Below are 14859 nucleotides of genomic sequence, written 5' to 3'. Positions count from 1 at the left end.
GACAGATACATGGCTCGTTATATAGGTCCAACTTGTAAGTTGTCTCGTCGTGAAGGTACCGACTTGCAATTGAAGAGCGGTTCACGCGCTCTTGAGTCGAAATGTAAAGCAGAGACAGTCCCTGGTGTGCACGGTGCACGTCGCGGTCGTCTTTCTGATTACGGCTTACAATTACGTGAGAAACAAAAAGTACGTCGTATGTACGGTGTTCTTGAAAAACAATTCCGTAATTACTACAAATCTGCCGCTCGTCTTAAAGGTGCAACAGGTGAAAACCTTCTGCAACTTTTGGAATCACGTTTAGACAACGTTGTATATCGCGCAGGTTTTGGTTCTACACGTGCGGAAGCTCGTCAGTTAGTAGGCCATAAAGGCATTCTAGTAAATGGCGCTACGGTTAATATTCCATCTTACCAAGTAAAAGCTGGAGATGTTGTATCTATCCGTGAAAAAGCTAAGAAGCAATTGCGTGTACAAAGCGCACTAGAGCTATCTAAAAGTCGTGCACCGATCCATTGGATCGAAGTTGATTCAACTAAGCTGGAAGCAACTTACAAAGCTGTTCCAGAGCGTGCCGATTTATCAGCTGAAATTAATGAGAACCTAATTGTCGAACTTTACTCTAAGTAAGTCGGTGATTGGGATTAAGAAATAGGTGGATCTATGCAGCGTTCAGTGAGCGAATTGTTAACCCCACGCAACATTGAAGTTCAAGAACTTGGCAAAACACGAGCTAAAGTAACACTGCAACCACTTGAGCGTGGTTTTGGTCATACTTTAGGTAATGCTTTGCGTCGTATTCTTTTATCTTCAATGCCAGGTTGTGCGATTGTTGAAGTCGAAATCGACGGTGTATTACACGAATACAGCGCAATCGAAGGGGTGAAAGAAGATGTAATTGAAATTCTTCTTAACCTGAAAGGAGTTGCGATCGCTCTACACGGGCAAGATGAAGCAACCCTTACTTTAAGTAAAAAGGGTCCTGGCATCGTAACAGCTGGTGATATTCAGTTAGTTGCTGATGCAGAGATCGCTAACCCGGATCATATTATTGCGCACTTAGATGATACTGCTGAACTAAATATGCAAATCAAAGTCGCACGTGGCCGTGGTTATGAGCCTGCTGATGCTCGTGTTGCTGGCGACGATGAGACTCGTCCAATTGGTCGCTTGCAGCTGGATGCCTCATTCAGCCCTGTTCGCCGTGTTGCATACAGTGTTGATAATGCTCGTGTAGAGCAGCGTACTGATTTAGATAAGTTAGTTTTAGATATCGAATCTAACGGTACAATTGACCCTGAAGAAGCAATTCGTCGAGCAGCGACTATCCTACAACAGCAAATTGCAGTGTTCGTCGCCCTTGAAAGCGAGAGCGAAGCACCTGTTGTGGAAGAAGAGGATGAGATTGATCCAATTTTGCTACGCCCGGTTGATGATCTTGAATTGACCGTTCGCAGTGCTAACTGTTTAAAAGCAGAGAACATTTATTACATCGGTGATTTGATTCAACGTACTGAGGTTGAGCTTCTGAAGACGCCTAACCTAGGTAAGAAGTCGTTAACTGAAATCAAAGATGTTTTAGCACAGCGTGGTTTGTCTTTGGGAATGCGTTTAGAGAATTGGCCACCGGCTAGTTTGAAAGACGATAGCAAAGTTCTAGCTCGCTAGGTCATTGTTCCCTGACCACCGTAGTTTGGTAAGGAATGTAAAATGCGTCATCGTAAGAGTGGACGTCACTTAAACCGTACTAGCTCACATCGTAAAGCGATGTTTAAAAACATGGCTGCTTCTTTGTTCGAACACGAAGTTATTAAAACTACGTTGCCGAAAGCGAAAGAATTGCGTCGTGTTGCTGAGCCTTTGATCACATTGGCGAAAGTTGATTCTGTTGCGAATCGTCGCCTAGCCTTTGCTCGTACTCGTAGTAAAGATGCAGTAGGTAAATTGTTTTCTGAACTTGGTCCTCGTTACCAAGCTCGTCCTGGTGGATATGTTCGCATTTTGAAATGTGGCTTCCGTGCAGGTGACAATGCACCTATGGCTTATGTTGAATTGGTCGATCGTCCAGTTACAGAAGCCGCTGAGTAATATCAGTTTGTTATAAAAAAGCCGAGCTAATATATTAGCTCGGCTTTTTTTGTGCAGAATTAATCTGATATTCAGTTATAAAAAAACACTTTAGGAAGGTGTCGTCTCTAAAGTGTTTTTGTTGTTTTACCATCTACTCAATTAAAAATTTGTTTTAAGAAGCGACCTGTATGGGATTGTTTTGATTCTGCGATATCTTCAGGAGTACCTTCGGCAATTATATAACCTCCTCCACTACCCCCTTCGGGCCCTAAATCGACTATCCAGTCCGCCGTTTTTATCACATCAAGGTTATGCTCAATAACGACCACAGTATTGCCATGATCCCTTAATCTGTGAAGAACCTTGAGTAGTTGTTCGATATCGGAAAAATGCAGGCCTGTTGTTGGCTCATCAAGAATATACAGTGTTGTACCTGTGTCTCGCTTAGATAGTTCTTTTGCTAACTTAACCCGCTGAGCTTCGCCACCTGAGAGTGTCGTGGCTGCTTGTCCCAGACGAATATAGCCTAAACCCACATCAATTAGGGTTTGTAATTTTCGGGCAATTGATGGAACGGGATCAAAGAACTCTCGTGCATCTTCGATGGTCATTTCAAGGCATTCGTGAATGTTTTTACCCTTGTAAGTTATTTCGAGAGTTTCACGATTGTAACGCTTACCCTTGCAGGTATCGCATGGGACATAGATGTCTGGCAAAAAATGCATTTCAACTTTGATGACGCCGTCACCTTGACAGGCCTCACAGCGGCCACCTTTTACGTTAAAGCTGAATCGTCCTGGTTTATAGCCACGGGAGCGTGATTCTTGCGTCGCTGAAAACAGCTCTCTCATTGGGGTAAAGATACCAGTATAGGTCGCTGGGTTTGATCTTGGTGTTCGTCCAATAGGGCTCTGATCAATATCTACGCATTTGTCGAATAAATCTAAGCCTTCAATGCGATCATGCGGTGCAGCTTTTAATGTGGTTGCTCCATTTAGAGCGGTTGCGGCTAATGGGTACAGGGTGCCATTTATTAATGTCGATTTACCGGAACCTGATACGCCTGTAATGCAGGTCATTACGCCAACAGGAATGTGAAGGTCAACGGTATTTAGATTGTTGCCGGTAGCACCGATAAGTTTTAGGTACTGTTTATCTTTTGCTGGGTGGCGAATACTTGGTATGTCAATTTTTCGTTTGCCAGTTAGGAATTGTCCAGTAATGGATTCTTCGCAATTCATGATGTCTTGCGGTGTTCCGCTAGCAATAATTTGACCGCCATGTACGCCTGCGCCTGGACCAATATCGACAACAAAATCAGCTACTCGAATAGCATCTTCGTCATGCTCAACCACAATGACGGTATTGCCTAGATCTCTTAGTCTGGTCAGTGTTGCTATTAATCTTTCGTTATCACGTTGATGTAATCCAATGGAAGGTTCATCAAGAATATACATGACGCCCACTAAGCCCGCGCCAATCTGGCTGGCAAGACGAATTCGCTGAGCTTCCCCACCAGAAAGAGAGTCTGCTTTACGGTCTAAGGTTAAATAATCTAGACCAACATTCACTAGGAACGTTAGACGATCACGAATTTCTTTTAGAATCTTTGAAGCGATTTCGCCGCGAGCGCCAGGTAGCTCTAGAGTTTCAAAGTATTCTAGACATTTGGCAATTGGATAAGTCACCACCTCTGGCAGTGTTTGTTCAGCAATAAATACGTTACGAGCCGATCTATTAAGACGGGATCCATGGCAGTCAGGGCAAGGCTGAATGCTTATGTATTGTGAAAGGTCATCGCGAACACTATCAGATTCTGTTTCATGATACCGACGTTGTAAGTTTGGTATAACACCTTCAAATGCATGAGAGCGTGTCATTTTATCGCCACGTTCATTAATATAAACAAAGTCTATCTTGTCTTTTCCCGAGCCGTGTAAAATGCGCTTTTTGAATTCATCAGGGATGTCTTTATATTTAGATTCAATATCAAAACCGTAGTGCTTTGCCAAAGCGCTAAGCTGCTGATAATAAAAGATGCTGCGTCTGCCCCAGCCTCGAATTGCGCCCTCAGCAAGCGTTAAGGTTTCATCTTGAATAATTCTTTCTGGGTCAAACATTTGGTGTGTGCCAAGACCATCGCAAGTTTGACATGCGCCATTGGGGTTGTTAAATGAAAAGAGACGAGGCTCTAATTCCGTTAAGCTATATCCGCAGACTGGACAGGCGAATTTGCTGGAGAAAATATACTCTTCTTTTTCATCGTCCATGTTGATGACTTTTGCAATGCCGTCGGATAAACCAAGGCAAGTGTCAAAAGACTCAGCTAAGCGCAATTGGAGGTCCGAGCGGACTTTAAAGCGATCAATAACGACTTCGATGGTATGTTTTTTGTTTTTTTCTAATGCTGGTGCATCGTCTAAATCGACGACAAGGCCATCGATTCGTGCCCGAATGAACCCTTTTGACAGTAAATCGCTAATGGTATGTAGGTGTTCGCCTTTGCGATCTTTCACTATCGGGGCGAGAAGCATCATTTTGGTTTCTTCTGGTAGCGATATAACTTTATCGACCATTTGTGATATGGTTTGCGCCTCTAATGGTTCACCGTGATCTGGGCAACGTGGTTGTCCTGCTCGAGCAAATAACAATCGCAGATAATCGTAGATTTCTGTTATTGTACCCACTGTTGATCTTGGGTTGTGAGATGTGGATTTTTGCTCAATGGAAATAGCAGGCGATAACCCTTCGATGTGATCTATGTCCGGCTTTTCCATCATAGATAAAAATTGTCTAGCGTATGTTGAGAGAGATTCTACATAGCGACGTTGGCCTTCCGCATACAATGTGTCAAAAGCAAGTGACGATTTACCTGAGCCGGATAGGCCTGTAATCACGACAAGCTTGTCTCTTGGGATGTCTAAATTCACATTTTTTAAATTGTGAGTGCGGGCCCCGCGTATGGTTATGGTATCCATGAGTCTCCAATGTGAAGTCGATCAACAGAAAAAATCTGCTAGTAAATGAAATAACTGTCTATTTTTACAGTAGTTGAAATGGAGCTTCAACGGTATTTTTTGTAAAATTGCGATCTTTTTTCTTAACCACCTAAGTTAAGCGGTTGAAACCTCTTTATGGATCTACTCGAACGTCGTTCAGTTCTTGCTTTAGCACTGATTTATTTATTTAGAATGTTGGGCTTATTTCTCATTATGCCAGTAATCAGTGTTGCTGCGGATGGGTTAATAGGCGCTGATGCAGCTTTGATTGGCACCGCCATCGGTATTTATGGTTTAACCCAAGCGAGTTTACAGATCCCGATGGGGATGTGGTCAGATAAAATTGGCCGTAAGCGCGTTATTATCATTGGCTTGTTGTTGTTTGCTGTAGGTAGCTTAATTTGTGCCAATGCGAGCGATATCAATACCTTAATTGTTGGGCGCGCTGTTCAGGGCGCAGGAGCCATTGCTAGTACCTTGATGGCGTTGTTGAGTGATGTGACTAGAGAGCAGAACCGTACTAAAGCCATGGCTCTAGTGGGAGTGAGTATTGGCGCTTCTTTCATGCTGTCTTTGGTATTGGGGCCTTGGATTTTTGCTTTGATAGGGTTGTCCGGCCTGTTCTATCTATCTTTTGCGTTATCTTTACTCGGTATTGGCTTGATCATTTTTGCGGTGCCTAATATCGTCCAGCATACATTTCGACGTGATACGACACCCAGCATTTTAGCCTTAGGTTTAGTGTTGAAGGATTCAAAGTTGCGTTTTTTGAATGTAAGCGTTTTGTTGTTGCATGCCAGCTTAACCGCCTTATTTGTGACTGTGCCAAATGAGTTGATTCAACAATTCAATTTACCGTTATCGCAGCATAGTTGGTTGTACTTGGCGATCATGGGTTTTGCTTTCGTTGGTATGCTACCATTAGTCATCATTGCTGAATCAAAAGGCAAGATCAAAAGCGTGCTCATCGCTGTGATGATTTTGCTTGGTTTAAGCTCGATCTTTTTGCAATGGGCTCCTTATCTTTGGGTATTTGGGGCGTTGTTGTGGGTCTATTTTGTAGGTTTTAACTCATTGGAAGCCTTATTACCTTCTTTGATTAGTAAGTTGGCGCCAGTAGGTTATCGTGGAACCGCGATGGGGGTATTTTCTACCCATCAATTTATGGGATCATTTTTGGGTGGTGTTGGTGGTGGATGGTTGCTCCAACACCATACAAACGGTGGTGTCTTTTGGGTTGTCGGTGTGGTGTTTTTGGCGTGGTCTTTAGTTTGCGCTGCTCAGCCTGCACCTCGCCAGTTAAGCAGTTTGGCGTTTAGTCTACCTAATATGACAGATGAAGATGTATCAAAGTTGGCGGATCAACTTGCTGAAATCCAAGGAGTGGAAGGTATGCAAATTTTTAAAGATGAGCAAACTGCTTATCTGAAAATCGATAAAAAAATATTAGACAAAGAGGCTCTGGTGCATCTGGCACCGCAAGTGCGTCTTTAATCAAAACACTATTCTATCTTTTAGTTGGAGAAGAACGTCATGGCACGTGGAATAAATAAAGTAATCTTTAATCATCATTGAAAAACTATACACGCACTATACATTAAGTAAGTGATGAAATTAGATGCTGATTTTTTAAACAGGTGCCTTTAATCAAGTCTTAGGCGTTCTGGTTTTGATGTTTTAAACCTCAAACCATCTAACTTGCAACGAAGAGAATTACATAACTAAGCACATTCAAGAGGCAGAGACTCATCGTACATCAATTGCCACCGTATCCATTACCTGCGGATGCAATAAGAGATAGATCGTGGCTTAAGTCTTAATAAAAATACTCGGACGAACAGATAATTTTAGATCTCGCAGAAAAGTAAGCTATCGCCAAAGCTGACGACTCCATTCTTAAGACTCAATTAATTTAAGCCGTTTCCCTACAAGTAAACACATTAATAGAAGCAGAAGATATCTAATTTTCTGAAGTAAAGAAAGTTGAGTGAACTGACACTACTTGATCGTATATTCCGAAATTTGGCTCTTTCTTCTTTTCATTGACCAGCTTTAACCAATCAGTGATTATGGTAACAGCGACATTTTAGAAACTCTTGTAGCTTACACTTTAGACCTTTCTTTTTAGCAGGCTAACTTAATAACTATCTAAAAGAGCGTATTTTATTCTATGGACCAATCCTTTTACCTAGAACGCAAGCTCTTTAATGGTGATATAACATACTCAGAAACTGACTTACTAGGTGCTTCCAATTACATTGTGATTTTGGCTGAACCCGGGGCAGGTAAAACAGAGCTTTTGAAAAATCTAGCTAAACAACTAGGTGTCAGAGAGGTAACCGCAAGTGTATTTAGTTATATGGGAGCAGATCAAGTTGATACACCTCTGATTATCGATGCATTTGATGAGTTGGCCAAGGTTGATAAAAGTGCTATTTATAAACTACTTTCTAATGTTAAAAAGTCGGAACCAACAAAAGTAATCATTTCAAGTAGATCCAGTGAGTGGAACAATTCAGACACAAGTATTTTCGAGGAGTTTATCGGCTATGTTCCCTTAGTTGCTAGACTTTACGAGTTTAATGATTCAGAGCAATGTAAGATCTATAATCACCATTCAAATAGAGATGATTTTTTAAAATTTCAAGCTGAAGTTACCAAGTTCTCATTGGAACCACTCCTTCCAAATCCACAGTTCCTCAAGATGTTTGCAGATGCATATGTTGAAAGCGACGAACATTTTACAGATAAACGTTCCATTTTTACTCAAGCTATTGTGCATTTAGCAAAGGAAGCTAATACAATCACTAAGCCTAACCCTTCGCTCTCAAATGACAGAAAAGTTAGCCTATCATCAGAAATTTTTGCAAAACTTTTACTCTCTGGTGCTGAGGGCATTGGGATCAATGAAGCAAGCGAAAACAGAATGTACCCGTTGGCAGGTTCATTACTGAATTCTAATAATGTCGATATTAGCGGTATCTTAGCAACTCGTCTTTTTAAGCCCGGAGACAATGCAGACCAGCATAGACCTGTTCACAAGATAGTTACTGAATATTGTGCGGCGAACTATTTAATTAAGCGTATATCCACCCCATCAGACCCTTTAACTTTCGCTCAATGCTTACCTATTATTGCTCCAAATAACACTGTTAGAGATGAATTACGTGGCTTACTTGGTTGGATTGCTACATTAGGTGATAAAGCCATTCAAGAAGTCATAATTGAGCTTGATTCATACGCAGTGCTTGCGAATGGCGATCCTTCCCAACTGGAACCATCGTCAAAAAGATTACTTTTATCAAAATTGAAGGATATGGAAGCTTTTGACCCATATTTCCGAAGAAGTGACCTCTGGCGCAAATTCAGTGTTGCCGGATTTTTTACACAAGAAACAATGGATGAGGTTAAATACATTATCACTAATAAAAGTGATGGACACTTAAGGTGCTTACTCCTAGAACTTTTAGCCGGTTCAAATGCTGAAAAATGGTTAGTCAAAGAGTTACGTCAGTTATTATTAGCATCGAATGAAACTAAAGAAGTTCGAATATTAGCTATGAACTGCCTATTAAGGGTTGAGGTTGAAGACTACAACCTCCGTTTAGACTTACAAGGTTTAATTATTGAAGCCAGTCATGCATCTATGCATATAGCAGTAAAAGTAATCAAGGAACTTGGCCCTGACACTTTTAGCATAGATGAACTTAAAGCCTTCTTTCTGAAATGCACTGATCTATACCCTAATCATATGCATGGCTTTGATTCGTCAAGGGAACGCCCTTACTTCGTAAAGCTCTTGATAGCTGATTTAACTTTGGGAGCCATAGAATGTCTTTTAGATACATTCAGCAAGAACTTAGTCTGCACCTGTCAGAAAGAAGTGTATGAATGTAATTGTAAAAATGGGTTAAGTAAAATCATCGGTTCAATGCTTGACCGCTATTTCGAATTAGCCGAACCACCTTATAATTCGTTACGTGTCTGGGAATGGATTAAAAACCTTCATTTTCCATACCAAGTGAATCCTATTGATATCATCTCAGTTAAAGTGCTTCGAGAAAACATTGCTTTACGTCAAGAAATTATTGCTCATGTTTTTGGTAAGCTAACTGATCGAGAGAAAATTTTCCAAGCCAAGATAAACAAGTTTAGTGAGCGTTACTCGCATTCAGGTCTTTGCCTAACTCCTGATGATCATAAGTTTATTGTTGATTTAGCATTTGAGAACGATAACTGCGCATTGTGGATGAGTTTTATGCAGCGACATAATAAACATAGAGCGAAAGAAAAATTAGGACCTGATTATCTGCGCCAACATATGCGAAATCAAGCCTCTAAAAAACATGAATTTATGATGCAATGGAGCTTGCAGAATAGACTGGATGCTGTTTTTGATAAAACGCACGATCGAAAATGGAATTCAAAACATAGCAGAATAATGAAACGTCATAATCGAAAAAAGACCCTACTACATGCGGAAAATATCAAATATGTTCAAGACAACCGTGATCTGGTTGAAAGTGGCCAACATTGGAGCTGTTTAGCTCGTTTTGCAGATCTAGTCCTACTTAGGCCTGAGGATATAGAGCTAGAGTTTGGTGATGAAACATTGGTTCGAAATGCACTCAGAAACTGTCTAGATTTTATTGAGCCACATGTACCCAGCTTACAAAAACTTGCTGAGATGCAATGCGCCTCTAAGGGGTTAGTCGTTGAAACCATTCTTTTTGCGGCTTGCTTTGAAATTATGCGTGACTGTGGAACCTTAAAAGGCGTAAAGCACCCATTACTAAGTGCATTAAGAACAAATTTAGATATGGGGTATTCTGCGGTTGATCAAAGTGAAAAAGATGCTCTTAAAGCTGAAGTTGATCGCTTAATCTTTCCTGATACTAAATCTTCTGAACAATTTTTACGCCAATACCTTGAGCCTCAATTAGCACAACCTAAATGCGCACATACAGAAATTTACTTTTTAGAATATGACGAAAAATTTAGCTCTTTACGAGCAAAATTATCAATTGAATGGCTTCAGCGCTTTATTGAAATTGAACACAACGCTCTAAGCTCTCTTTTTGAACTTGCAGCCACCTACGGAAAACGAGAAGAACTGAATAATATCATCAAAATTCGTTGTTCTGAATTTTTGTCTAAATGGCCTACCGTCACAGATGATGAGAAGTTTGAACGAAGACGTAAATTTTGGTTTATTCGAGCATTCTACTTCCTTAACTTAGACATAGCACAACCATATTTTGATTGGTTAAAGCCAAATAAAAACTCTGTACTTTTGTTAAATGAACATTCAGGCCGAATGAATCGAAGAGATTATTCATATTGGCCAGAGCTAACCTCTAGCAAGGTGGAAATGGTGCTCGAAGCCTTCTTTGATAAATGGCCAAAAACACATCTGCCTAGCCATTTTGGTACAGGAAGCCCAGCGGGAGAGACAGCATATCGATTTCTGACAGAAATCATCTGGTCTATTGGTAATGACAGCTCTGATGAAGCAATTTCTGTTCTTAATCGACTAACAAGTGATCCACGCTTCACTGATATTCATACAGTGTTAAAAAGCATACAAGCAGAACAGCTACGGAAAAAAGCTTTGAGAGATTTTGAGCCCCCAACGCCTGATGAAATCGTTGATTTATTAGATAATAATGCTGTGGTCACGGTTGAAGGACTACGTCAAAAAATTCTTCAAGAATTGATAAGCTATCAAAAGTATATTAATGGAGGAGAGTTTAATTCAAGGAACCGTTTTTATTCAAAAGATAAAAATAGAAATCACACTCGATTAGGTGAAGTAAATTCTGTCGAAATCATTGCCGAACGACTACAAACAATACTCCATCCTCAAGGCATTATCATTACTTCAGAACATCAGACACAAAATCAAAATAGGATTGATATAACTGCCGCTAAGATGATTAACGGGAAAAGGCGATTACTTGTTATTGAAGCTAAGGGCCAATGGCATATTGACTTATATACGGCAGCTTCTACTCAACTAGCCGAACGCTACTCAACTCATCCTGATGCTGAACATCAAGGAATTTACCTTGTTATTTGGTTTGGTGCAGACGAGAAAGTTGCAGGCCGTCAACTTCATGGTATTAATAATGTTCAAGAGCTGAAAACCAGTATTGAAAAAACGCTACCTATAGAACTACAAGGGCTTATTGATGTATTTGTCCTAGATGTATCTAAACCTATGTAAACTCAGATTTATATGTACAACTTTATTGATAATTAGCATTTAGCATTTAGCATTTAGCATTTAGCATTTAGCATTTAGCATTTAGCATTTAGCATTTAGCATTTAGCATTTAGCATTTAGCATTTAGCATTTAGCATTTAGCATTTAGCATTTAGCATTTAGCATTTAGCATTTAGCATTTAGCATTTAGCATGTAGCATTTAAAATTTAGAATGTTTGAAAGAACTTTAGATTTCTTATTAGTTTAATAAGATAAATAGGCATGCATAGTGGTTGATTATCAAAGGTATGGAAGTGATTAGAAATGGCTCATATTAGATACGCTGATTCCGTAGACTTTTATGGATCACTGCATGGTAGGTTTCCAGTGATCCTGTCGGAAGAGTTAACTGTTCATCGGCTTTCATTGCAATATCTACTCTCATTGCGAGTAATGTGTGCTGAGCGAACTCTCATTACATATGCTCATCATATATGTGATTTCTTAACTCAATTAGAAGTAGATAATAATGGATGCAGTGATGAGCAGAGGCTTGCTTGGGATGAGATAGATGACTCTTGGCTAGAGAGTTACCGCAATGAATTGTTGAGCAGGCCTGGAGCAAATAAAGACAACACAAAAAATTATGTTGCCCAGGTTCTGCGTACTGTAATTGCATATCTAGAGTGGACTCAAACACAGGGTTATTCATACAACCTTATTGGAGTAGAGGAACGATGTAGGGTAAGACTGTTGCCCTCAAAAAAAGATGGTGTTGTTTCTCATCCATTAGTTAAGCGCCTTAGTAAAGAAAAAAGCGCGCCTCGAACTGCTCCGCGAATGGATTGGATTGAAATTGTTAAAGCGCATACAACGCTGGGTGCTAACAATTTGCAAGTTCGATTTGAGCTTATGGTCGATTGGGGAGCTGCTCTCGGGTTGAGGGCTCACGAAATATGCGCTTTAAATATAGAACAACTTCCTGAAAGAAAAACTGCCGAGAATGCAGCTATCGCCGGTGAAAATGTTTTTATAAATGTTGTTACTTCAAAAGGGAGTAAGCCAAAAGTAATTCCAATAAGTCCACTGTTGGTTAAAAGAACATGGGATTATATAGAGAATGATAGATCATCTACCGTAAAGGCACACAGAAAAAGAAATAGAAAGAGAAAAGATGTATACGTAGAGTCCTCAAGTATTTTTTTATCTAGTACAACCGGTCGAGCGTTACACCCTAGGACACTTTCTAATCAGGTCAGAAGTGCTTTTTGTTGTGCCGTAGAATGCGGTGCTTTAACGAAAGATGAGCTTGTTTGGCAGCACGGACTAAAACACCGATTCACAACGGACATTTTAAAAGGCTTAGATTCTGCAGGAATTCAGAGAGTAGAGGAAATTGCTAAGCATCTAACACGACATAAATCCCCTGATAGTTTACAGACGTATGCAGTCGGACGTTTTTTTGAGGATAGTAATGGCTCATAAAAAATTGCAACGTAGTAAAATTACCTCAAGACCAAAAGCTTCAATTTTACCGATATCCCCCACAGGTCGATTTGAAGTGTTTTTGGGGGATGAGGAAGGTACTATTTCTGTTATAGATTTAATGGACCTGCATGATTCCGAGAAAATTATTAGAGAACTAAGTTTTTATGTTCGGGGTAAACGCAATCGTAGATCTGCGGTCAATAGCATATTACCATTTTTACGTCATGTGCTAATGACATCAGAAGTTGTTGATACGGATTCATTAAAATCATATAAAGATTCAATTAGTAAAAATGATGAAATTACTTTAAATACTAAATATCAAAAGTTTCTAACTGCAACAAATTTTTTTATGCATTTAATAAATGCAAACGTTATACCTAAACAGATTATCCCGAAGGGATTTGATTCTTCAAAAATACAGGTTAAAAATAAGCAATCATTTTCAGAAATTGCTAGGGTTTATGTCGAAGATAATAATAATTTTAATCCAGAGGAATTAGAGGAGGTTTCTAAAACTTTTAACCTTGGGGATTTGGAATCCAAAGCTTTAATGCTATCTTTATGTTGTATTGACCTTCTTCATAAAGAAGCAATTATAAAAATTGAAGAGTGGGAGAGTGATTGGGTTCATGTCGACTCAATTATATCCTCCCTTTCGAATGATGAAATCAATAATTTTAAAAAAGTACGAGACTTCATTAAAAGTTTTCCTATTCCAGAGCGTACTTTTGAAGAGGCTTTTTCAATACTGTATTCTAAATTTGGGAGAGTCTTACCGTCTGTTAGATTTTGGCCTGTTGGCATTGAGGGCTTCTTCCGTAGTAAGGGATGGAAGTCGAGTAATGTTGTTGATTTGTTTAAAGGGAAATCATCAGATCTAGTTTATAAAAAAGTTTTTGAATCGACTATAAATAAACTAACATCAAATCAGTTAGAGTATTATAAAAATTTAGATACATATAGACACTTAGATAATGAGCGAGATCCTCGAAGTATCGATTTAGCTATTAAGGTTTTATACTCTCATTATGGTAGATTAGTGCCTGAATCTAGTACATGGCCTGTTGGTTTATTAGATTTTTTCAAGTATCGGGGATGGTCTGGAGTAAGAATTCGTTCGGCCTTTTTTCCTACGACGAACACCATTGCACCATTTATTGTTGGTTTACTGTCGTATATTGAGCTAAGTCCTAATGTTGATACTGTAGCTCGGTATGCATACCTTAACTCTTTTAGACCATCAAAGGATTCAGGAAAGATCGTAACTTTTTTTGATAAATTCCGAAGCGAGCCTCTTATTAAAAATTGTGATGCGAGCGATCCTATTATTGCGGCCTGTGTTCGCCATGTAGAAAGAATGAAACAAACTCTTTCGGAATTGGGAACTCAAGGCAAAAGCTTTTTGAGGCTTGAAAAAACACCACTATGGTTACAGTTTACACCAAACGCTGGTCGGGAAAATATTGTCGTTAAACTTGCTGATGCTACAACCATTACTAATCTAGTTCGTAATTTTATTAATGTATCTTCCCAAAAAAATCCAATTTTAACTACTATTAAAGGTAGTGTTGGCGAAAACTTCAGACCGACATGTACGTTGATCTTACGTTTAACTGGAGAGAACTCATCCAGTATTCAGCATGTGTTGAATCATAAATCCGCTTCAACAACTCATCGATATACTGAAAGGGTGTTAACACAATCGCTCTTAAAGACGAAAACAAAAAGCTTCCAACAATATTTGGTTAATACATCTGAAAATAATCTTATTGAAGACGATGGTTCCCATTTAAAACCTCTGCATAATGATTTGTTTGATGTCTCAGAATCTGGAGTTGACGAGTGGATCAACTGTGATGCACAAAGAATTTGGTTTCAGGATCTAGGTATTATTGCTGAGTGGATTGCTTGGGAAAAGGCTATATCTGAATCTCAAGAGGAAATTCTTTTTTCAAATCCTGAGAGATGGAATATTTATTGGGCTCCAAGGTTAGCAAAATATCGAAATATCCTTGCTTTAGTTTCTAGTGTAGATAAGAAAAAAGCCCGAGAACTTGCTAAAAACATTATTTTACCTCCCTTGTCATAGGAAA

8 protein-coding genes are annotated in these 14859 nt (G+C 39.5%); 7 read left to right on the top strand and 1 reads right to left on the bottom strand.

Annotation, left to right across the window (positions count from 1 at the left end; all coding sequences use genetic code 11):
* The first annotated feature begins 9 nt into the window (after positions 1 to 9).
* Genes rpsD through rplQ form a run of 3 tightly spaced genes read left to right on the top strand, consistent with a single transcriptional unit; the run spans position 10 to position 2088 of the window.
* Entirely contained in the window at positions 10 to 630 is a 621-nt protein-coding gene (gene rpsD / locus C0J08_RS21165) for a 30S ribosomal protein S4 (protein WP_212653853.1), read from the top strand.
* A 33-nt stretch (positions 631 to 663) separates the two neighbouring features.
* Entirely contained in the window at positions 664 to 1668 is a 1005-nt protein-coding gene (locus C0J08_RS21160) for a DNA-directed RNA polymerase subunit alpha (RefSeq protein WP_212653852.1), read from the top strand.
* Positions 1669 to 1710: 42 nt separating this feature from the next.
* Entirely contained in the window at positions 1711 to 2088 is a 378-nt protein-coding gene (gene rplQ / locus C0J08_RS21155) for a 50S ribosomal protein L17 (RefSeq protein ID WP_212653851.1), read from the top strand.
* Positions 2089 to 2225: 137 nt separating this feature from the next.
* Here the strand turns inward: rplQ and uvrA are convergent, their stop codons facing one another.
* Positions 2226 to 5048 (bottom strand): excinuclease ABC subunit UvrA, encoded by a 2823-nt coding sequence (gene uvrA, locus C0J08_RS21150; RefSeq protein WP_212653850.1) that lies wholly within the window; start codon positions 5046 to 5048, stop codon positions 2226 to 2228.
* 156 nt (positions 5049 to 5204) lie between these two features.
* On the opposite strand from uvrA, the gene C0J08_RS21145 reads away from it, so the two are divergent.
* The 4 genes from C0J08_RS21145 to C0J08_RS21130 all read left to right on the top strand — a co-directional run bounded on the left by C0J08_RS21145 (position 5205) and on the right by C0J08_RS21130 (position 14855).
* Entirely contained in the window at positions 5205 to 6563 is a 1359-nt protein-coding gene (locus C0J08_RS21145) for an MFS transporter (RefSeq protein ID WP_212653849.1), read from the top strand.
* 676 nt (positions 6564 to 7239) lie between these two features.
* Positions 7240 to 11295: an NACHT domain-containing antiphage protein EruA gene (gene eruA / locus C0J08_RS21140; protein WP_212653848.1), complete on the top strand. Its 4056-nt coding sequence runs from the start codon at positions 7240 to 7242 to the stop codon at positions 11293 to 11295.
* Positions 11296 to 11599: 304 nt separating this feature from the next.
* Positions 11600 to 12760 carry a tyrosine-type recombinase/integrase gene (locus C0J08_RS21135; protein WP_212653847.1) on the top strand — a complete coding sequence of 387 codons (1161 nt, stop codon included), beginning with the start codon at positions 11600 to 11602 and terminating at the stop codon, positions 12758 to 12760.
* Positions 12750 to 14855, top strand: a complete 2106-nt coding sequence (locus C0J08_RS21130) for a hypothetical protein (RefSeq protein WP_212653846.1) — start codon at positions 12750 to 12752, stop codon at positions 14853 to 14855. The genes C0J08_RS21135 and C0J08_RS21130 overlap by 11 nt, the downstream gene beginning before the upstream one ends.
* Positions 14856 to 14859 lie beyond the last annotated feature (4 nt).

It is taken from the genome of Marinomonas sp. CT5, from assembly GCF_018336975.1.
Lineage (GTDB): Bacteria > Pseudomonadota > Gammaproteobacteria > Pseudomonadales > Marinomonadaceae > Marinomonas.
Note: the sequence above shows the minus strand (reverse complement) of the source record. Positions and strands in the feature narration are given on the sequence as shown.